This window comes from Anaerolineales bacterium (assembly GCA_003105035.1).
GTDB lineage: Bacteria > Chloroflexota > Anaerolineae > Anaerolineales > UBA4823 > FEB-25.
This window is the reverse complement of the sequence record PQAL01000020.1, coordinates 1-21,749: the sequence shown is the minus strand read 5'-3', so window position 1 is coordinate 21,749 and position 21,749 is coordinate 1. Positions and strand designations below refer to the sequence as shown.

Below are 21,749 nucleotides of genomic sequence, written 5' to 3'. Positions count from 1 at the left end.
GCCTGGTTCAAGCTGACCCACCGCGACATGGGCCCCCGCTCGCGCTATCTCGGCCCGGAGGTCCCGGCGGAGGAGCTGATCTGGCAAGACCCGGTCCCCGCAGTCGATCATAAGCTGATTGACCAGGCTGATATCGCCGGGCTGCAAGGTAAAATCCTGGCTTCGGGGCTGTCGATCCGCGAGCTCGTCTCGACCGCCTGGGCGTCGGCCTCCACCTTCCGTGGCTCCGACAAGCGCGGCGGCGCGAACGGGGCGCGCATCCGCCTGGCGCCGCAGAAGGATTGGGAGGTCAACCAGCCCGAACAACTGGCAAAGGTGCTGAAGGCCTTGGAAAACATTCAGTCTGCCTTCAACAAGGACCAGGCGGGTGGTAAAAAGGTTTCGCTGGCTGACCTGATCGTCCTGGGTGGTTGCGCAGGCGTCGAGCAAGCGGCGAAGAATGCCGGTCACGATGTGACCGTTCCCTTCACGCCGGGACGCACGGATGCCTCGCAGGAGCAAACCGATGTGGTTTCCTTCGCCGTGCTCGAACCGAAGGCGGACGGCTTCCGCAACTACCAGAAGACCCGCTACGCCGTATCGGCCGAGGAACTGCTGGTCGATCGGGCGCAATTGCTGACGCTGACCGCTCCTGAGATGACGGTTCTCATCGGCGGTATGCGCGTCTTGAATGCCAACTTCGGACAGTCCCAGCACGGCGTCTTCACCAAGCGGCCGGAGACGCTCACCAATGACTTCTTCGTGAACCTGCTCGACATGGGCACGGTGTGGAAACCCGTATCGGATGACTCTGACGTGTTCGAAGGTCGTGATCGCGCCACGGGCGCACTCAAGTGGACCGGCACCCGTGTCGACCTAATCTTCGGTTCGAACTCCCAACTCCGGGCCCTGGCGGAAGTCTACGCATGTGAGGACTCCCAGGAGAAGTTCGTGCATGACTTTGTGGCAGCGTGGAACAAAGTGATGAACCTCGATCGTTTTGACCTTGCCCGTTCGTAACACTAACATCTTCAAGGGCTTCGGGCAGGGCGACATAAAAAACAGATAATTGCAGGTTCAGTGGTTGACTTGCCACTCGTGCAGCTTGGCGATCTGCGACCGTGAGAGTATGGGTTCATCCCGACAACAGAGCTATATGGCTTCAACACGGAGCAGATATTCTGAACCTGAAATGGTATGAGCGGATTTTATGTACCAGGCTAATAGATAACGAGATCGTCCTGAAATTGATGATCAAATAGTAAGACCATCAATAGGTCATCGGAAAATATTAAAAACCAGCTATAAGGAGAATAATATGATTTCTAGCGCCATCCAAAAGGCAATCAATGAGCAAATAAATAAGGAATTCTATTCTTCCTACCTCTACCTATCCATGGCAGCCTATTTTGAGACGAAGAACCTTCCGGGCTTTGCCAAATGGATGTTCGTCCAGGCTGATGAAGAGCGTGGTCATGGAATGAAACTCTTCATGCACCTGCTGGAACGAGGCGGAAAGGTTCAGCTTATGGGGATAGACTCTCCACAAATTGATTGGAAAACCAGCCTGGATGTGTTTAAGCAGGTCCAGGAACATGAAGCGGCAGTAACCGCCTCCATCAATGCCCTCTATGAACTGGCACTTTCAGAAAAGGATTACCCGGTCCAGGTTCTATTGCAGTGGTTCATCACAGAACAGGTCGAAGAAGAGAAGAATGCTGCTGAAATAGTTCAGCAAATTGAGCTGATTGACGCACGTGGGACTGCGGTTCTCATGCTCGACCACCAACTCGGTAAGAGAGGCAAAGAATAGCTGCATCAAATCTGCAGGTAAAACATAGATAGAAAGTAAATGTAAAAGCTCGCCATCTAATATAGGGAAACCCGTCCAATAGCCGAATATTAAAAGCTAAGTGGACGGGTTTCCCAGGATTGGGTGGGACTATGGGTATTGCCTTGGAAAGAACAGGGTTACCTCAACCCACCTTGAAGGTGGCTTTAGGTGACATAGGACGGATATTCCTTTAGTTTGCCTGATTGCAGGAGTGTGACTTGTTATAACCTCGATTACTAGGTTGATGCAAATGCTGGATCGGAAGGTGCAAGTCAGGCTGTTGTCACCTTATAGTAAATATTCTCGTTGCTACTATCATTACCGATAATTAATAAGATTGAGGATATAGCGGTAAGTTTGAAATGCATTGATTTTCTTATGGGGGAGTTTGGAGCATAACCTGGTGTTTTTCGCTTATCGTTGGCTGTCTGGTTGGATCCATATCCTTTACACGTATCCTGGTACGTTTGGTTGCGCCAAAAACAAACCTGACTGACCTTTCCATATCCGTTCCGGGGTCTCTGAGCCGATAGGCATGAATTCCTACAGCGCTAAAACTAACAGCAGGCTTCACATCTATGAGCCAGAGCAGCTCGCGCTAGCTCAATTGCCATCGTAATAGCTGGCTAAACCTCGAAATCCACACTCCAAAAACTCAATAAATATCTCCAGTCGGAAAATCAACGCCGGCATCCACCGGCTTGTTATAATAGGCCCCCAAGCCTAACGGAAATCTCTGCGGGGATTATTGCTTACGGCTCTCCCCTCACGACCATCGGTAGCATTGTATCCGCATCATGCATAGTTTCTGGGTGCCAGAAGTGGGTTTCCAATTCAACCGCCCGAAAATGAGCGCCACTTAATCTGCGAGTTTTTGGAAGACTCTGATATGTATTTGAGGTGTGCAGCATCTAGAATTATCAAGCAAGCCTGGAGCTGCCGTGTCTATAATCATAGCCTTGTTATCCAGCCTTTTGACAGCGTTACCTGCTTCTGTTTTCTTGTCGATCACCTTCGCATCTGCGGGCAGGGAATATTTCTGGAAGTCTTACCTTGCGGTTGGCGTGATATTCCTGGCAGCCAGTCTCGCCATTGGATACATCCTCCCCCAGCTTGCCCCAAGGCATTGGAAACATCATCCCAGCTATTGGCTGTTCGGCCAGGGCTTGCTGGCCTGGAGCATCGCTATCCTGTTATTGACCTGTTTCAACCTCACTCCCCTGTGCGTTGGGCAGGACAACGGCGATGGGAATAACGACCTGGCTATATGCGTTGTGCAGACCGTCCTGGTATCTCTGACAGCTGCTCCACTGGAGTGTATCCTGCTTTGTCTGTTTACGCTGCCTGGTGGCTGGATCCTTAAACGATGGGTCACGAAAAGCGCCTTATGATCCGTTTCCGTATCATATTCCCGGTGATGATTGTCCTCACCCTCCTACTCATCACGGCACCCCTTTTATTGGGATTGGCATCGGCTGTTTTTACTTACCATGGAGTGTGTTATGGCTTCACGGATGGCTCATGGGAATGCACCTGGCAGGAATATGCTTCTGACACGGTTTTTTGGTCAGCATTGCTGGTAATCCCTCTTGGGATTTATTTGAGCACCACCTGGCTGGTTGCCATTGGCATATGGCTCTACAAACGCCGCACATCCACGCCAGAGGGATTGTCAATTTGCTTTGTCATCATGATACCCTTCGGGGGTTATCTACTTGGCTCCTGCCTGATGTCCGTTTTCGCAGTTTTCATCCGGCTTCTTTATTAGTCATGTGGTTGGATGATCAGTAAGGAAGATAAAACAGGTTTACTGCTTGTTTCATAAAATTGAAAACAAGACAGACACCCTATCAAATAAGGTGTCTGTCGGGTTCATTCATTTGGGTTTGAGGTAGCTTTCTTTTTTTGGCTACCTGACTGGATTCGCTCCAAAACCCCCTGTGTTTATTTGTTGTATTAATCCTCTAACTACTTAACATGCTTTCCATTGCCTCGTGGGCCTGATTTTGCGTGGTACCCAACGAAAAGATCCATTCAGTAAGCAGAGATTTAACCGCTCGATCGAGTATAGATTTCTCTTGATCGTTTAACTTGGAACTTCGTTTGTAATAGCTCAAATCGCGCACAACCCGGCAAATCGAGGCTAACTGGCCATCTTTTAGTTGATCAACAAGCTGTTTTCGGCGTAATAAACGGTCATCCAGTAATTGCTCGTTGGGGCTTGTGAGGATCGGCAAGGTCTTGACAAATTCGTCAGGAGGTGTGGGGATTCGCAGGCTGTTCTGCTCTGGATCATCGATCGGAACCCAGATGGTCATATCATTCATTTTAACAACGTAGCATCGCTCAGGTTTCCCATTGATTACTTTCTCTTCGATTTGGGTTATCTGACCAAGACCAAAAGTACAGTGAATGACGTTATCACCAATACGAAAGCTCATATCACACCTCCTTCGTTACAAGTATCAAACTCACACAGTCGGGGTAAGAATTATGACCTGTAGAAAAGCCATCAATTCTACCAGCGTCTTTTATTGGAGTACCCCCGAGGGCGTTCTTCGCGAGGTCGAGCAATATTTACCTTGATTTCACGGTTATCGAGTGTCTTTCCGTTGAACATCTTAATGGCATTCTCAGCCTCTTCCTGATTACTCATCGTAACAAACGCGAATCCCTTCATTCGGCCAGTATCCCGGTCTTTGATCACATCCACCGAGACCACAGTGCCAGCTTCAGCGAATTTTTCACGCAATCCGTCTTCCGTGGTATCGTAAGACAGATTTCCTACATATAACTTTGCATCCATTTTCATATCCTTTGTGTGTGTACAACAAACCTCAGTCATCCTGGCATCGTGGTAGCTGTTTATAGATCAACCAGAATCAGCATCTTAAAAAAAAGCTGCCATTCGATGCAGAATGGCGGCACATGAAACCCGGCGCGAATCTGGAGTCCGTTTGAATCAATTATACCAGACAATACCAGCGCCAAGAGCACAGGAAGATGAAAACCTTCTTATTTTGATTAATCACTTAACCACAAGCCACCATCCATGCGGTTCTCGAAATTCTATTGATATTTTTTATTGATAGCCCATCACAAAAACGGTCAGGTGCAGGATTGGCACTAAATAGTGATGGATATTGAAGCCATCCTTAAAGCGCTCCACCGGCTAAGCGTTGACTGACCTATGGCTTGACAGAGGCGCCACGACCGCACTTCCCGCACGGGCCGCGCCGCCGATAATAGTACCCCAAGGTCGCCACTGCCAGTGCCGCTCCCCAGACGGGGAATAGGAAGGTGGGACCAACCACAATCCACAAATCTTGCCCAGTGGCTGCTACAGCTTCGGCCATCTGGGCATAACCTGACCAGATACCCAGGCCTCCTACGATGAGCAGCACCGAGATTATTGATGCAGGGACCACCGCCAGCGCCATGGGAACACGCCGTCCGCCCAGGCCCGGCATCCAGCGCGGGAACACCTCACCCCAGCGCTGCACCAGACCGAGCATGAGCACGGCTCCCACCAGGCCGAAATTCGCCAGGAAAAGGCCCGCAGTCCAATTCCCACTCTCCTGCCCCAGGCGCAGGTACGCCTCGGTCATTCCCAGTGGAATGCCCAATGCCCAGGCGTAACGCGTTACCGCGTAGAAAATTGGAGCTACCATAGCCACGTAAACGGCGATTCGGCCCCAGCGGGCGGCTTTGCTCGGGCTCGTCCAGCCTTCCGGGCCATCCCGGCGACCGCAATACGGGCAGGCGTCGGAGCTCCGACGGGCGTAGCTAACGGTAGCCGCCAGCCACAGAAACCCACCAGCCAGGCACAGCAACTGGTGGGCAATACTCCACCCTGACCGGGTTAATTCTTGCAGGTATAAGCCAATCTCGCCACCTGTCAGCAGCTTGAAAACCACAAAAGGGATGTAGGCGAGCATGACCAGCAAAGTCAGGTCCGGCGTGAACAGCAACAGGATGGTGGCGAGTAGAGCTCCAGCGGTTATCAGCAAAGCCCGGAAGCGGCGTACACCGCGCAGCATGGCTATCCCAAGTACTACCGCCGGGATGCCCGCCCCGATCACGATGCTCCAGGCGACGGCCAACCCAGCCATTCCCACAATTGGCCCATAAGCACCGGGCGTGGGCCCTGAACCGTACGGGAATCCCCGCCCGCCCACTGCCCAATACAGCCCCAGGGCGGCATAAACCAGGGACCATACCATCGCGGCATAAGGCGTCCAGTGAGGCCAGCCTCGCAGCCCACCGACACGAGCGGGAACAACTTTCGAAGCCTCAGCGACGTTTGCAACTTCTCCATCGTCAGCCTGATTACTTAGGGTTTCATCCATTGCCACTTTTACTTCCTATCTAACCTCCGGCGATCAAAGTTTTCCGCTTCAATCGACAGATCCTTCCCGTGCGCATGCCTGGGGGTGAAACCTTCCTGGTTTGCCTGGAACACCAGCACAGATCACATCCTTCACTATAATTCTATACGCAAAACGTCGAATATCATCGCGTCATAGCCCTTACCTGTCAGCTTGATACCTGGCTTCGCCGTAAAAACTAAATGACCAGCTTCCTTCCTCCATTCGGTTTATAATTCGCTCAGAGCAACGGCGCCAGCTTAACCGAATGAAAGGAACACCTTATGATCTTCAACCTCCCCGCCCCTGCCTCCTTCAACCTTCCTGCAGTGATCCGCTCTCACGGCTGGTACCAGATGTCGCCCTTTGGCGAGACTGCAGAACACGGGCTTGCTTATGTGATCCGCCTGGGCACGGGCAAGGTGCTTCATTTTACGGTGCATGCCGAATCCGTCGGCTTACGGGTGGATACTTCGGCTCCTCTCGAGGCGGGCGAACAGGCGGAATTATCGAGCGCAATTTCGTGGATGCTGGCCCTGGAGCAGGACCTGCAGGAATTTTATCTGCTGGCCGGCGCTGAACCCAAGCTGACCAAAATGGTCGAACGAAAAGCCGGGCGGGTGCTCCGTTCACCTGCCTTGTTCGAAGATGTCATCCGCACCATCCTGACCACCAACACGCTCTGGAAGCATACCTTGCGCATGTGCCGCGAGCTGACCATGCGATACGGTGAGCCCTCACCCGATGATCTGTCACAACGTACCTTCCCCAACCCAGAGCGCCTGGCCAGCGTAACGATCGCTGAGTTGACCGAGCTATGCCGGATGGGCTACCGTGCTCCCTACGTGGCTGAACTTTCTCAGCGCGTAGCCACCGGAGAGCTAGACCTGGAAGCATATAAAACCAGCCCGTTGCCTACCCCCGAGCTGCGGAAGCAATTGATGGGCATCAAGGGCGTGGGAGGCTACGCAGCCGCCAACCTGCTCATGCTTCTTGGGCGATATGATTACGTGCCAGTGGATTCATGGGCGTTAAAGGTGGTCGGAAATGAATTTTACGGGGGTGAAAAGGTCACCCCGGCACAGGTGCTGGCCACGTTTGAAAAGTGGGGCAAGTGGCAGGGATTGGTGTACTTCTTCTGGGATTGGTCGCCTGCCCCATGAATGGGCAATCCATCTGCCCTGCGGTCTGAGATATCTGCACATTTTTTCATCTGAAATGGTGTACCAACATCATAAAAATAAATGCTAGATTTTTATTGCCGGCATGTAATAAACGGTGCAATTACTGATTTCTACCCGAAAATTTAAGTGCTAAAATAAACATTAGAGCAGCATTAATACTAATCAATCACAGGGATAGTTTATGAAAAGGTTGATTTATCTATCGATACTTATTATCTTTCTCCTGACAATCAGTACCCCAATCAACGCAAGTGCGCAATCCACAATCACGGTATCGCAAGATCGCATTGTCTCCAATTTCCCCGACAAGCTGACCTTCCAGCTAAACGCCAGCAGCACTGCCAAGATTGAGAAGATCAAGCTGCTCTACCACACCAATGGTGCCACCTGCCAGTCGTCGGTGGCCCAGCGGGCAATTGAGCTCACCCCAGCCACAACCCAGGATGTGCAATGGGATTGGGACTTTACGCTCAGTGGCGTCCTGCCTCCGGGCGCGGAAGTCTACTGGCAATGGGAAATTTCCGACGCTGTGGGTAACACCCTGCTCACCGATGAGCAATCTTACCTGGTCGATGACCCGCGCAAAGATTGGACCCTGCTTGCTGAAGACCAGGTGAACCTGCAGTGGTACCGGGGAGACCGCACCTTTGGGCAAACCCTTTTGGGGATAGCCATCCGCTCGCTGGAGCGCATGGCGAACAATGCGGGTGTACGCCCTGACGGGCAGATCTGGCTCACCATCTACCCATCCACCGATGAGCTCCTGGAAGTGGATATCCACGCCTCGGAATGGGCTGGGGGCATTGCCTACCCGGAATTTAACAGCACCATCATGGCCATCGCGCCCGGCGAAGCGGACTGGGCCAGCTCGGTGATCCCCCATGAACTCGCTCACCTGGTGACGGAGGCGGTGGTGTTCAACTGCCTGGGGATGTGGCTGCCCACCTGGCTCAGCGAAGGGCTGGCCACATACGCCGAAGGCGAAACCTCAGAATACTATCAAGACATTATCACTACTGCCCTGGAGCAGGATAGCCTGCCTCCACTGCGCACCCTGGAGAGTGGATTTTCGTCTATCTCAGCCGAAGCCAATCTGTCCTACGCTCAGAGCGGCATGGTCGTGACGTATATGATCGACACCTACGGCTCGGAGCAGATGTCGGACCTGCTTAACTCTATTAAAAGTGGCAACAAGATCGACAAAGCCCTGATGGCAGTCTATGGTAAGAACACCGACGGTATTGAAGCCGAGTGGCGTATTTCATTGGGTTATGAAGCACAGCCCACCCAGGTATCCAGCAACACAGCCCGGACCGCAGTGCCCACCATGGCGCTGTGGACATCTGCTGTCCGCCCTTCCAGCACACCCACCAGCTCTCCATCCTTTACTTCCACGCCCATTCCACCCAGTGCGACAGCCCTTCCGCAAGAAAGCCCCACAGTAGCTGCGGTGGCTGTCGAACAGCTGCCACCTGACGTTGCTTCCAGCCAGGGGATAAAGTCAGCGTATATCATCACCATTGCAGCGGTTGCCGCCGTCCTGGCTGCCGCAGTTACCATCCTGCTGGTCATCTTATTTAAGAAAAGGAGACAAAGCCCATGAAGCGCCTGTTGATCGCCATCGTTGTCTTCAGTTTCCTGACCGGGTGTGGGGGGAAGGGTTCCGCTTCATTGGTCACGCCATCCGCCACCATCCCACCGACTGCCACGGCAACTGCCACCGCCACACTGACGCCTACCCCGACGCTGACACCCACCATCACACCTACTCCGACACGCACCCCCTACCCCACACCGACACCGACCCCGCAGGGTTTTTATACCTCCGACCTGGGCTTTTCACTCATCCTCCCCGACAATTGGGAAGTTACCGATGAGTCGTCATCCATGGTGATTTTCGAATCGAAGACCGGCACTTCACGGCTCGTAGCCGGGGTGTTTCCTACCGAAGAAAAGGAGACGCTGGATGATTTCATCACCAGCCTGTGCAAGTCGATCTTCGATGATTACACGGCTTATACGGTGGATGACCAGGAAGATATCACCCTGGCAGATGGTTCCACCATTCAGCGCACCATTTTCACCTGCAAAGGCTCAGGGCCAGAGAGTTTCCAGGGAGAAGTGCTGTTCGGTTTTGTAGGCAGCATGGAATATATCTTCCTGGCTTCGTCGGCTACAATGCGGGTAAGTAACAGTCAGCTTGAGATGTTCCACAGCATTTACTCAACCCTTAGCCTATCATCCGCCACCATGTACGGCCTGCCGGTGAGCGAAACGCTATTACTGCTTGGTTACAATCCAGAGCCCGAGGACCTGGACCCGGCCATCGCAGAAACGAACGGAGGTGACTATATTGGCTTGCTGTACAGTGGCCTGGTACGCCTGGCCCCCGATAACCAGATCATCGGTGACCTGGCTGAGAATTGGGTCACCAACGCCGATGGGTCGGTGTACACCTTCACCCTGCGTAATGGCCTGGTCTTCCAGGACGGCAGCCCCCTGACTGCCCAGGATGTGAAGTATAGCTGGGAGCGTGCCGCAGACCCAGCCAACGACTCGCCCACTGCCAGCACCTACCTGGGAGATATCACCGGGGTCAAGGAGATGTTAGCGGGCAATGCGGAAGAGATCAGTGGTGTCAAGGTCATCAATGACCTGACCCTGCAGGTCTCCCTGGTAAGCCCGGTGCAGTACTTCCTGGCCAAGCTGGGCTATGTCACTGGTTACGTGGTCCAGAAGGAGGCTGTAGAAGCCGACCCAGACGAGTGGATGTTCCACCCAAATGCCAGTGGACCGTATGGATTGAAGGAGCTCGTGGAAGATGAGCGGATCACCTTTGAGCGCAACGACAACTACCACGCACCACCCCAAATCCGCTATATGGCATACAACACCAACGCACCTGGCACGCAGCTGAGTTATTACGAGACCGGGACAACCGATTTTGCTTATCCATCCTGGGCTGAGCTGGAAGAGCTGCAAGCCACCGACAACCCCATGCACGACCAGCTTTTGAGTGGAAATGGCATGAGCACCAGCTTTGTCATGTTGAACAACACCATGCCCCCCATGGATGATCCGAACGTGCGCCTGGCGCTTACCCTGGCAATCGATAAAGACCGCCTGGTGGAGCAATTCCTCGAAAACTGGTACGTGCGGGCCGACTCAATCCTACCACCTGGCATGCCTGGTTATACCGAGTTTGAGCCACAAACTTACGACCCGCAAGCCGCCAGGGACGCCCTGGCGAAGTCAGAGTATGCCGGGAAAATGCCTGTCCTGACCATGAATGTGCACGGGTATGCTGGCGATACCGATGCCTGGGCAGATGCCTTGATCCAGATGTGGCGTGATGCGCTGGGTATTGAGGTGCAGATTGAGTTCCTTGACCCGCTGGATTTCACTGCTGCAGCGCACGCAGGGCACGGGCACATGGTGCTCTACGGTTGGAACGCCGATTATCCGGATCCGTCCAACTTCCTGGATATCTTGTTCCATAGCAAGAGCGACATCAACGTCTCGGGGTACACCAATCCGGAGGTGGATGCAATCTTGGAGCAGGGGCGTGTGGAGCTCGATCCAGCGAAGCGCCTAAACCTGTATAACCAGGCCGAGAAACTGCTGCTGGAGGATCACGCGGCCATCCCCACTGACCATTCCATGGATTACATCCTGGTGAACCCGCGCGTCCAGGGGTATACCCTCACCCATTTTGGAGTAAAGTGGTTCATGGAGCTATGGTTGGAGAAGAAATAAGATATAAACCACAGATAGACACAGATAAACACGGATATTAATAAAATCAGATTGGGTTGAGCGAGGTGGGTTAACTCGCTCAACCCAACTATTTTTATGCGTGGTGAAGCTATCTGCAGTCCATTGGTCATTACGAGGAGCGCAGCATCGATCAAATCATCCCTCATGTCATTGCGAGGAGTGCAGCGACGAAGCAATCTTCCTGACCGATGTATATACACTCCCCTTCCATGCGATTTCTAGACCTCGGCGAAGGTTGCTGTTTCCTTGCTCTCCTCGTGGCAAAGGTCGGATAAAAGCCCTCTTCCTTCCCAGAATACTAGCAGAGATCCTTTCCTGCAAAGCAAAGGGATGACCGCAATGACACCTCAGATTCTTTTTGGTGGGGTCGTATCCAAAAATTCATATCTCTTTCGCAAATAGGTAGGGGAATGGGATGGCGATCAGGTCACCGACGATAAACGTGAGCCAGAACAATACGGTAGCAATGGCATAACTCGGAAACCGCCCGCTGACCAGCCACGGTAATATGACGCCAACATACCATACCAGTTTATAGAGCAGCTGCAGAAAGAGAACAGGAACGAACTTCAAGGGGGAGCGCAAGCCGAAAATCGACACGAATCCTACGGCTAAGAAAATACTTGCTGCCAAGCCAAAGGTGATCGATTCCTCTGCTGGCCAGCCGAGTAGAGATTGCATCTGACCAGGAAGAACGATCATGCCGAGACCGATACCACCGGCGGTGATAACGGTATAGGCATACATAAACTTTAACCAGCCCCAGCGGATTTTTATTGCTTCATTCATTTACATCCCTCCTATTAACTACTGATCGCCTTGATGATCGATACACGCCAATATTATTATACACAATCACTAAGGCGGGGAAAACTACCACAAATACCCCTATAAACAGTTAGTTTATTGCCGTTGATAGATATCGATTAAGAATAGAACCGAAGGCAACCATATTTTTGAAGTCGGTCTGACCAAGTTTGTTCGATTGCAAAATAGAATGAGGAGTGTTCACATGCAGAAGGCACCCATCCCTAGAGAGTACTATAATTTCTCTAACCCGTGGAATTTGAAAAGAAGAGCTGTGGATAATCATTTATCATTTCCCAAAACGATCAACGAAAAAACCCTCGATGAATGGAGCCGGAAAATGATCAAACTTGGTGTCCCGGTCTCGGTACTGCGCGAGCACCTGTCAAAGCAACCGGATGTGCGAGCAACAGAATATGACATGAGGCTTCTGGTAAAGCTGCCCGGTATCATGGCAGAGCGGAATCAGAAGGGGAAAAATTTTGAGAGAAAAGGAAAGATCGATGAAGCCATAAAGATGTATGAGGCGAATGTCACCGATAGGTTTAACAATAATTTTCCGTATGATCGATTGAGGATCATCTACACCAATCAACAACGATATGAAGATGCAATTCGAGTGTGCCATGCTTTCGTTGATATGGCGAACACCTTATTAAATGCGGGGACGCCACGAGGTGATGTGCTGCCGAAACGGGACAGGTACATGAATTACATCGAAAGGCTGGAGATAGCAAAAAACCGAAGTAAGCCTATTTAATCTGTTAACAACCGGCGCAGGTCGGATTTTAATTAGTTGTTACGTATAAAAAATCAAAACAATCTGGAGCATGGTTTTATTCAGTGAATCCATTATGGATCGAAAGCGGGTAACATACATACCTCGATCTATTATAGAACAATTGTTCTGTGTTGCATGAGGGTTAAGGATTTTTATAGATGATTTTTATCTGAACCACTAGTTATACTGATTCATTAGCATGGTGAAAAAACGTTTCGAATAAAAAATTATTCACAACCTGCATCCTTCTACTATATTTATTTTATTTTCTGCGTTGATATGTGTAAATACGTGGATGATTCGAATAACCCCCTCCCACCTCCCCCAAATTCCGTATTGGAATTATGCAAACACTGCAGGAGAATGGAATTTAGGGGAGGAGAACTAATGTTGGGTATCGTATGGAAAAACACCATACCGCATAAAAATCGTGCGGCGCAAAGATCATGCCACACAAAGATCATGCAGGCAGGGTGACCGGGTGGCCAGGTGGCTAGGAAACCAGGCGGCATTAACCCGGCACTCAAACTGGAGTAATTACAATTCAAGGTAGTTCAAATAAAAAGGAAATAATGTTAAACTTAGGTTAGTTCTTTCAAAACTATCCTCTTCCTGTCGTTAAAGTATTGGCTTTATTTTTTCAACTTGGAAACTTGGTAAAATGCTTCTCAAAAATGTATTTATTTTTAAAGAATAATTTGGAGGTTTATAGGTTTATGTCAACTTTTCGAATGTTAAAGGCTTGCTTGTTCTTATCGGTTGTGGTGGCAATCGTTTCGGTTGCATGCACAAATGGCGGAGTTCCAAGTCCTGCTCGGCAAGCTCCGACAGCTCAACCAACCCAGGTCGAACCCATAAAAACAAAGGTGCCAACAGCTGTGCCTGAATACACGGCAACCCCCAGCCCCACTGAATTGCTTCTGCCTACCGAAAGCATCGTTTCAACGAATACGCCAGTTTCCACGAATACTCCAATCGCATCTCCCCCTGGAACGAGCCGGAGCAATCCTTTCCCAGCTAACAAGCTTGCTTCGCTGCCAAACTGGGATGTGCAGGTGCTTGAAGTCATGCGCGGTGAAGAAGCCTGGAAAGCGATCCAGGCTGCTTATTCAACTAGTATTGCGGCTTACGAAGGTATGGAATATCTGCTCATCAAGCTATACGTCAAGAGCACCTATGCGGACAGTGAAACACACAATATAAACTTTTGTAATTTTGGTGCTACAGGTGATCGCCTGAATTTATATAACTGCGGCTCAGCCCCGGTCATCGGTCCAAAGCCTCAGCTTGATGTTGACCTTGCCAGCGGGGAAGAAGCCGAGGGATATGCCCAATTTATGGTTGCACAGGGTGAAGAGAACATGATCCTGGTTTTCAATGAATCGATGAATTTTAATGGGGATACGGATTGGTTTACCGCTCTCGACCAAGGCGCCACCACCAGCGTACCCTCTGACCTGGCAGCAATAAAACCGAATGACTTGGGAACAGATCGAGGTAACCCAGCCCCTATAAACGAAAAGGTCATCACAGAAGATTGGGAAGTCACCGTTCTGGAGGTTATCCGTGGAGATGAAGCCTGGCGTATGGTAAAGGAAGCGAGTTCCAATAATGAGCCCCCCGCGAGTGGTATGGAGTATATTGCCATAAATTCCAGGGTGCGATCTATTAATTCTCAAGATAAACCCCAGCTTGTTTTTGGAAATGGGGGGTTATATGCGACTACAGGAAGTTTGAATGTCGTCTATGCTGATTCGACTGTCATGTATTTACCCAACCCGGCCCTTGTCTGTTTTGTATATCCGGGCGGCGAATGCGAAGGCTGGTCAGTCCTTGAGATTAGCAAGGGAGAAACGGGAGTCATGTTAATATTCCAGCCGACGCTCGATTCGAATGAACTAAATGAACGGTATCTCTCACTGGAAAAGTAAAATGTATCGAACTTATAATGTTTATCGTGTTTGATAAATAAATGATGCTTTTTCATAATATGCCTGTAATTGGCTTGTAGATTTTCATTAACCCCAAACAGCTGACCCCAAACTTGAGGCCAGCTGTCATTTTTAATAGTTTTTATCCCACATCTAATACTGTGTCAAGAAGGTTACTTCGACTGACCGATCTCAGCGTGTCTGCCATAGATCGCCGGTTAAAACATCCAAAACGAAACGTTCAGGACTGCACTTAGCGCTTGATCCAAATATATATTTCGGGAACTCCCTTGCACTCACCTGAAATCCGCACTGTCGGTTGCACGCAGTGACAGGGCCAGTCTGTTAAGCTTGACCTCAGATAATCTATAATTTACGAATACTGGGCCGGGTTTATTCTTTCTTCACAATATCTACCGAGATCTCCACAGCAGGGATCGTGCCCCGGTTCTCAAGCCAGTGCAAGGTGTTCCGATCCTCGGGCCAGCCCACTCCCGGTCCATAATCCGTGGCGACCCCATTGCGATGATCGGTAATCATCCCTTCCAATATGTAGACGAGGCCTGGCCTGCCTTTATGGTCGTGCAGTGGGCCAAAAACAGCTCCAGGCTCGAAGGTGAACATGCGCATGCGAAACTGGCGGCCTGCCATGCCCTCGATCTCAGGGCCAAGGTCAACCGTGGCAAGTAGCTGTGATGTAACACCTTTCGTTTCAGGTACTACTTCTTTATTATTCATCCTGTTATCCTCCCTATATTTTTAAGGCCTATCTTCTGATTTTGCATTACCTTACGGTTTCGTTATTTATTAGCTAATTTTTTATTATACACTGATGATCGTGGCTGGGGTTACCTGGTGACCCGCATGCGCTCTGTGCATCTCGAATCTTGGGCAGATGGTGGGACATTCAATCTTGATCCTGCTAAATACTTATGCTCATTATCCCAACCATGCAGGATCAGGCTGCACAACTACAAGGTAACCTCCCTCCAGTTCCGATTGAGCCCGATTCTCAGAGCTATCATTATTTGACCCTAACTTGAGGTGAAAGTTCACAGGTAATACTTTCTCAGATATTTAGAGGATTATTACCCATTTGTACTTGACAATAGTATCAATAATGATATCATTGAAATGTGGCAAAAATCGAAGAAATCCTGGATAAGATGCGACAAAATCCTAAAGGCATCAAGTACCTGGACTTATGTAACGTGTGTGCACATTATTTTGGTGAACCCAGGCAAGTCAGTAGCAGTCACAGGATTTATAAAACCCCTTGGCAAGGTGATCCACGGGTAAATGTTCAAAATGATAAGGGAATGGCAAAAGCGTACCAGGTGAGGCAGGTTATAAAAGCTATCGACCGATTGGAGAACCAAGAAAATGTTGAAGAATGATCATTACACCTATCGTGTGACATGGTCCGAAGAAGACGGTGAGCATGTAGGTCTGTGCGCAGAATTTCAAAGCTTAAGCTGGCTGGCAGGTGAACCGGAAGCTGCCCTTCATGGTATACGCCAATTAGTTGCAGATGTCGTCACTGATCTGCGTGCAAGTGGAGAGCCAGTTCCTAAACCATTGGCATCGAAAAAATTCAGCGGGCATTTCATGGTCCGTGTGCCCCCTGAACTCCACCGGCAATTAACGGTAGAAGCTGCTGAAGCAGGTGTAAGCTTAAACCGGCTGGCAAGTGACAAATTGAGAAGGGAAGACTGCTGAGTACATAGAAGGATCGATAGGATATCGCTATTTGCCTAGACGACCACCGTCCCACTGTCGCGACAACCATGCTCAGCCACGGGATTCCACCAGCAAAATCATAAAGACGCTGCGGGCAGTGATTGTGACTGGGGTCACCTGGCCACCCTGCCTGCACGGTCTATATGCGGATGCCCGTCCTTTGGGCGGGTCACCTTGCCTGCGTGGTTTAGATGCGGCTGCAGGTATTTTCTACGGCTTCGGTGGTTTTATCCCACTTTTACAGTGTAGGCGAAGGGGACTGTTTTCTCAAACAACAAGCGTTTGGTACTGCGCTAAATCCCTGATCGACAGTCGCTTCCTGCCGAATAAGCTACAGGTACTTAACCATTGAGTACGCTGCTGCATGGATTGGCTGCTGGAAAATTACCAAGTCACCCCAACCTACTTCCCTGCTATTTCTCCTCCTTATTGTCCAGCCGGATGGTCTGGGTTGGGTAGGCGAAATCGATGCCGGCTTCCTGGAAACTGTGGAAGATCTCCAGGTTGATCTTCTGCTGCAGGTCCATATACACATTGAAATCCGCAGTCTGGATGGTGTAGGCCACCTCAAAGATCAGCGACGAAGGACCATAGGCTTTGAAATGGGCCCGCTCAAAGGCCACCTGCGGTTGCGTCTCGATTGCCTCCCGAATGAGCTCGGGGATTTTTTGCAGCTTCTTATAGTGGGTTTGATAAGTGATGTTGATGGTGAACACCACCATGCGCTTTTCCATGCGCTTAAAATTGCGGATGCGGCTGTCGAGCAGGTCTGAGTTCGAGAAGATCAGCTGCTCACCGGTACCGCTGCGCACGCGGGTGCTCTTCAAGCCGACGTGTTCGACCACCCCTGAAAACTCACCCACGCTGATGGCGTCCCCCTCCACGAAAGGTTCGTCGATCGAGATGGTGAGGGAGGCGAACAGGTCACCCAGCACCTTATTAAGTGCCAGGCCGAGGGCGATCCCGGCCACTCCAAGGGAGGCTATCAGGGTTGTGACGTGCACTCCGGGAATGTTCTCCAACACGAGCAGGATCACAATGGTCCAGATGGTGATTTTCGTGATGAGCAGGATGGCGTTGATCGAACCCTTGCGGTAATTTAGCTCGCCATCCTTGGCGATCTGACGGCGGGCGACCAGGTATTCGACCACCTGCACCGCCCAGGAACCTGCCTGGAGCAGGATGACGGTGATGGTGATGGTGTCGATCACCACCCTGGCTGTTTCAGACAGGGTGAGAGAGCGCTGGGCAACAAAGAAGGCCAGCCAGGCAAAGAACAGCCCATTGGTATGGGCAAGCAAATTGCGGATCAAGACGCTTGGATCGGGGAGCGGCTGGTCAGCGAATTTTCTGAGCCGGCGGCGCAGAAGCCATGCCAGCAGCTGCAGCAAGCCAAAGACGAACAGCCCAATCACCAGCGCCAGAGCCCATTGTGCCAGGGTGTTTCCCAAGAAAGTTTTCGTTAAAAATTGCATATGCAATCCTATTCCCCGTCATCTGCGGAATTTGCTGCAAAACCCAACAATACCTCCGGGAAGCGCTGTTGGGTTTCGCACAATTCGCACAATCCGGCATCAAACACCGGACAGGTTAAACCTACCATAAGCTCAGAATGCTCCGGCCCAGGAGATCACTGGACTCTCGCAATGGAAGAGTAAGTAGGTTGGGTTGAGCAACACGGTCTTGGTTGCGAAACCCAACAATACCTCTACAATTTGTAAAGCTGGCCGTATTTCGTTTTTAGGTACTCAATGTACGGCTCGATGGTAAGCGGGCCTCCGGAAACGCGCTCGATCAGCTCGTTGGCGGTGAACTTACAGCCATGCTGGTAGACGTTATCCACCAGCCAGGTGTGTAATGTGGCAAATTTTCCCTGGGCCATATCGGCAGGGATCTCAGGGTGGGCTTTGAGAGCCTGCTTGAAGAATAATGCCCCCATGATATTGCCCAAAGTATAGCCCTGGAAGGCGCCGCCCACAATTCCGCTGAACCAGTGCACATCTTGCAAGACACCATCGCGGTCATCTGGAGCGCGAATGCCCATATCGGCATTGTAGCGCCCGTGCCAGTATTCAGGCAGGTCGCGTACCAGCAGATTACCTTCCAGTAAGGCCAGCTCGATGTCGAAGCGGATCATCACGTGCAGGTTGTAGGTCACCTCGTCGGCATCCACACGGATCAGGCTGCGTTGAACCTTGTTGACCGCCCGGTAGAATTCATCCACCGAGATGTCATTCAGCTGATCGGGGAAGTGTGCCTGGAGCTTGGGGAAGAAAAACTCCCAAAAGCCGCGGCTGCGGCCCACCAGGTTTTCCCAGGTGCGCGATTGGCTCTCGTGCAGGCCGGCTGAGACGCCGTGAGCCAGCGGGGTGCCCTCCAGCTCCATGCGGATACCTTGCTCGTACATGGCATGCCCCGATTCGTGGATGGTGCTGAACAAGCCGTCTGTCAGGTCATTCTCATTGATCCTGGTGGTGATACGCACATCTCCCAGAGAGAACTTGGTCATAAAGGGATGGTGAGTCAGGTCCTGGCGGCCGCGCTGGAAATCATATCCGAGCTGGGCGATCACTTGCTGCCCAAAATCGATCTGTCCCGCGTGGGGATAATGCCGCTTGAGGAAAGAGTCATCGGGCACGGGCTGGGCGACGATCGCCTGCACAATGGGAATGAGCTCACGGCGCAATTGGGCAAACAGGCTGCGAAGCGTCGTAGCTTTCATGCCATAATCGAAGTAATCGATCAGCGGGTCAGCAATATGCTCATACCCGGGGAAGAAATCAGACATGCGCCGGGATAGGTCAACACCTTTCTGCAGCATCGGCTCCAGTGATTTGAAGTCATTCGCCGGGCGAGCAACCACCCAGGCGTTGTAGGTGTTTGACATGTGCTCATATAATTCAGCCACGAACTGGGGTGGCAAGCAAATGTCCCGCTCGTACTGGCGGCGAGCCACCCGGATGAGGGAAGCATCGTCCGAATCAAACGGTAGGCTCTCTCCGTACGGGCGCAGGTCATCCAGCAGATGCCCCAATGCGGGATCAATTGATTTTTCGTGGGCGAGGCGGCCAATCAAGGCATTCTGTCGGCCGCGGGCGGGGGCACCACCAGGCGGCATGTAGGTGGCCTCATCCCAACCCAGCAAAGCACCAACGTGTACCAGGTCGTAGATCTCGGCCAGGCGGATCTTAAGTTCTTGCAGTTTCTTTTCCATGATGATCTCCTCATTGTCAAAATACCGGGAGTAATTATACTGCTGAATATCTCGCTGTGCTCATAGCGAATAGGACGCGATAACTCCTTCCTGCAGGCAACCCATCGGAGAGGAGCCGGCTGGCATGCAATGATAAAACGTATAAATCCCATATCAAACAAGAGACTTGGAGCTAGCCGGGCTGTCTTTCTGAAAATGGAAAAAGAGGCAAGGTATTGGATGTCCAATTAGTTGGCCCCTGTCCCTTCCATGCCTGGCCATCCGGCAGGCCAGGCTATCAAGCAACCGGCTTTAAAAACAACCCGTACAGGATGCCCAGCACCAGCATTTCTCCCAGCCCGGTAAACAGGGTATATAGCAACGTCTTGCCTGGCACCTTGTACATCATCCACTGCGAGGCAACCGACATGACCACGCGGAAGAACCAGGCCATCACCCCAAAACTGAGCCCCTTGAGGATCCCACTAGCACCCGGCAGGCTGGGGTAAAGCAGCTAGAAGATACCTGCCATGGCGAAGCCGTAGACCAGGTCGATCAGCATGCTACGCATGGGATTTTGGGTTTGCTTAGCGATGGGCTGGTAAGCCTGGTAGAGGCGCTGGGCGAGCGGGTTGGCATTGATCAAGGCATCCATCACGCCGAACAGGATGCCGCTAATTAGGCTGACGATGAGGTAGCTTAGGAGCATAGTCACATCCCTCCTGACTGCATGGTTGGCTGAGCGGAAATCGCTAATTTGATGAATTAATGATGGAAAAGATTAGGGAAAACTTCCTCCAAGAAATTCATTGACTGGCGTGTCATTAACAGTCAATCTATCGCCTCACGGCCCTTTATAACTGCTCCCCTCTGAACAGTTATCCAGCAGCAATTGTTCACTGCCGCTGCCCAGCTTCGGCACCAGGCAGGTGACCGCATAGCCATCTTTGAAGTGTATGGTAACTTCCATGGTATCGGCGACGAGCATGGAGGTACGCACGTAGAGCGTGTATGGCGTGCCAAGGTGATCCTTCATGCCTGGTAGCTGGTCGTAAGGGAAGCGCTTATCGATTAGTGGGTCGGAGGCGTAACCCTGTAAAGTATTGTTGAGAGATTTAATTGTATCGGTCGAGGAGCTGCCAAACACGGTGAAGACGCCTGGGATGAAGCCGACTAAAAAGACGATCCCTGCCAGCTGCAGCATGCCTTTACGGCGGGTTTTTGGATCAGCTACTTGCCTGACCTTCATATGGCGGTTGATACCCACACGCATCACCCCGGCCACCAGGATGCATGCCCCGATCAACGGCAGGACAACGATGACCGACTGGCCGATCAGGGTGGTTCCACCCCCACCCAGGAGTGAGACCACCAGCAGGAGCAGGGTGATCACCACCCCACCCCACACGATGCCCTCATAGGTCTCGGTGAACCAGCCAACCACTGCACCAGCAAGCGCCAGCCCCAGGCCAAACTCCAGGCTGCGGGTCAGCAGGCTGATCCAATCGATAGACAGGTTCAGACCTCTAAAAAGCAGAACATTGAACAGCTGGGGGACCAGGATATAGATCACCCCAACCATACCACTGTAAACGGCACCCGCGATGATGCGTGGGCTGCGTTCCGCCAGCGTCTCCTGGCGGAAGATTTTGTCGATTTCACGTTTTATGCGCTCAAACATGCTTTAGTTCTACCTCCCGCAGTCTATCAAAATCATTCATTCAGGGCAGGTAAATGCCTGGAGATGCTAAATAGACCCCGGATTTTGATAATATCACAAAACCAGAATAAGATGCATAGTATAAGCCATCACAAGGTGGGGGCATGCCATCAGCAAGGTATCGCCCTATTGATAGACGTAAGGGCGACGCATTCGGGATTGATGCAAACCACCTGCCCGAGCTACTTTCGAATGCTTCGCCCCAACAACATCATCAAGCTGGTTGCCATCTGTCCTTAAACAAGCCATCGACATCACATGGTAGGGGCGGGTCACCAGCGAGGTATCACCTTATTGATAAGATGGAGCTCTTTGATCAGACGAGAAAGGAATAACCGTCGAAGACCCGCCCCTACACAAAGATTTCGCCCTTTTACAGCGGATCACTAGCGGATAATCACCTTATAGTAGATGTAAGGGCGACGCATTCGGGATT

At 51.4% G+C, this 21,749-nt stretch carries 19 protein-coding genes and 1 pseudogene (1 of these 20 running past the window's edge); 11 read left to right on the top strand and 9 right to left on the bottom strand.

The genetic code is table 11. The features are described from left to right. The 4 genes and pseudogenes from C3F13_09515 to C3F13_09500 all read left to right on the top strand — a co-directional run. A pseudogene (locus tag C3F13_09515) lies at positions 1-999 on the top strand (catalase-peroxidase) (it extends 1,239 nt beyond the left edge of the window). 298 nt (positions 1,000-1,297) lie between these two features. After that, the gene (locus C3F13_09510; protein ID PWB53370.1) at positions 1,298-1,792 is read left to right on the top strand and encodes a ferritin; all 495 of its coding nucleotides are present in this window, start codon (positions 1,298-1,300) and stop codon (positions 1,790-1,792) included. A gap of 962 nt (positions 1,793-2,754) precedes the next feature. Further along, entirely contained in the window at positions 2,755-3,204 is a 450-nt protein-coding gene (locus tag C3F13_09505) for a hypothetical protein (GenBank protein PWB53369.1), read from the top strand. After that, on the top strand, positions 3,201-3,581 hold the full coding sequence (locus C3F13_09500; protein PWB53368.1) for a hypothetical protein: 381 nt from the start codon (positions 3,201-3,203) through the stop codon (positions 3,579-3,581). The genes C3F13_09505 and C3F13_09500 overlap by 4 nt, the downstream gene beginning before the upstream one ends. 196 nt (positions 3,582-3,777) lie before the next feature. Here C3F13_09500 and C3F13_09495 read toward each other — a convergent pair whose 3' ends face one another. The 3 genes from C3F13_09495 to C3F13_09485 all read right to left on the bottom strand — a co-directional run bounded on the left by C3F13_09495 (position 3,778) and on the right by C3F13_09485 (position 6,168). Then, positions 3,778-4,254: a hypothetical protein gene (locus tag C3F13_09495; protein PWB53367.1), complete on the bottom strand. Its 477-nt coding sequence runs from the start codon at positions 4,252-4,254 to the stop codon at positions 3,778-3,780. A gap of 77 nt (positions 4,255-4,331) precedes the next feature. Beyond that, positions 4,332-4,619, bottom strand: a complete 288-nt coding sequence (locus C3F13_09490) for an RNA-binding protein (GenBank protein PWB53366.1) — start codon at positions 4,617-4,619, stop codon at positions 4,332-4,334. Between the two features lie 382 nt (positions 4,620-5,001). Beyond that, on the bottom strand, positions 5,002-6,168 hold the full coding sequence (locus tag C3F13_09485) for a hypothetical protein (GenBank protein PWB53365.1): 1,167 nt from the start codon (positions 6,166-6,168) through the stop codon (positions 5,002-5,004). 296 nt (positions 6,169-6,464) lie between these two features. On the opposite strand from C3F13_09485, the gene C3F13_09480 reads away from it, so the two are divergent. The 3 genes from C3F13_09480 to C3F13_09470 all read left to right on the top strand — a co-directional run bounded on the left by C3F13_09480 (position 6,465) and on the right by C3F13_09470 (position 11,120). Then, a complete protein-coding gene (locus C3F13_09480; protein ID PWB53364.1) occupies positions 6,465-7,343 on the top strand; it encodes a hypothetical protein in 879 nt (292 codons plus the stop codon). Positions 7,344-7,545: 202 nt separating this feature from the next. Next, on the top strand, positions 7,546-8,967 hold the full coding sequence (locus tag C3F13_09475) for a hypothetical protein (protein ID PWB53363.1): 1,422 nt from the start codon (positions 7,546-7,548) through the stop codon (positions 8,965-8,967). A 284-nt stretch (positions 8,968-9,251) separates the two neighbouring features. Beyond that, positions 9,252-11,120 carry a hypothetical protein gene (locus C3F13_09470; GenBank protein PWB53362.1) on the top strand — a complete coding sequence of 623 codons (1,869 nt, stop codon included), beginning with the start codon at positions 9,252-9,254 and terminating at the stop codon, positions 11,118-11,120. 402 nt (positions 11,121-11,522) lie between these two features. Here the strand turns inward: C3F13_09470 and C3F13_09465 are convergent, their stop codons facing one another. Further along, on the bottom strand, positions 11,523-11,930 hold the full coding sequence (locus C3F13_09465; GenBank protein PWB53361.1) for a hypothetical protein: 408 nt from the start codon (positions 11,928-11,930) through the stop codon (positions 11,523-11,525). A 223-nt stretch (positions 11,931-12,153) separates the two neighbouring features. Here C3F13_09465 and C3F13_09460 point away from each other — a divergent pair, with 223 nt between their 5' ends. Continuing rightward, a complete protein-coding gene (locus C3F13_09460) occupies positions 12,154-12,708 on the top strand; it encodes a hypothetical protein (GenBank protein PWB53360.1) in 555 nt (184 codons plus the stop codon). 752 nt (positions 12,709-13,460) lie between these two features. Continuing rightward, positions 13,461-14,660 (top strand): hypothetical protein, encoded by a 1,200-nt coding sequence (locus C3F13_09455; GenBank protein ID PWB53359.1) that lies wholly within the window; start codon positions 13,461-13,463, stop codon positions 14,658-14,660. A 393-nt stretch (positions 14,661-15,053) separates the two neighbouring features. Here C3F13_09455 and C3F13_09450 read toward each other — a convergent pair whose 3' ends face one another. After that, the gene (locus C3F13_09450; GenBank protein PWB53358.1) at positions 15,054-15,398 is read right to left on the bottom strand and encodes a cupin; all 345 of its coding nucleotides are present in this window, start codon (positions 15,396-15,398) and stop codon (positions 15,054-15,056) included. A gap of 398 nt (positions 15,399-15,796) precedes the next feature. On the opposite strand from C3F13_09450, the gene C3F13_09445 reads away from it, so the two are divergent. Next, complete coding sequence (locus C3F13_09445; protein ID PWB53357.1) at positions 15,797-16,057, top strand: toxin HicA; 261 nt, start codon at positions 15,797-15,799, stop codon at positions 16,055-16,057. Continuing rightward, a complete protein-coding gene (locus tag C3F13_09440) occupies positions 16,047-16,379 on the top strand; it encodes a toxin-antitoxin system HicB family antitoxin (protein PWB53391.1) in 333 nt (110 codons plus the stop codon). Before C3F13_09445 ends, C3F13_09440 begins: the two co-directional genes overlap by 11 nt. Positions 16,380-16,813: 434 nt before the next feature. Here the strand turns inward: C3F13_09440 and C3F13_09435 are convergent, their stop codons facing one another. From C3F13_09435 to C3F13_09420, 4 genes are all read right to left on the bottom strand, one after another. Beyond that, the gene (locus C3F13_09435; GenBank protein PWB53356.1) at positions 16,814-17,875 is read right to left on the bottom strand and encodes a mechanosensitive ion channel protein MscS; all 1,062 of its coding nucleotides are present in this window, start codon (positions 17,873-17,875) and stop codon (positions 16,814-16,816) included. A gap of 233 nt (positions 17,876-18,108) precedes the next feature. Next, positions 18,109-19,614: a carboxypeptidase gene (locus C3F13_09430; GenBank protein PWB53355.1), complete on the bottom strand. Its 1,506-nt coding sequence runs from the start codon at positions 19,612-19,614 to the stop codon at positions 18,109-18,111. Between the two features lie 493 nt (positions 19,615-20,107). After that, positions 20,108-20,302 (bottom strand): hypothetical protein, encoded by a 195-nt coding sequence (locus C3F13_09425; protein PWB53354.1) that lies wholly within the window; start codon positions 20,300-20,302, stop codon positions 20,108-20,110. A 135-nt stretch (positions 20,303-20,437) separates the two neighbouring features. Then, complete coding sequence (locus C3F13_09420; protein ID PWB53353.1) at positions 20,438-21,274, bottom strand: hypothetical protein; 837 nt, start codon at positions 21,272-21,274, stop codon at positions 20,438-20,440. Between the last annotated feature and the right edge of the window lie 475 nt (positions 21,275-21,749).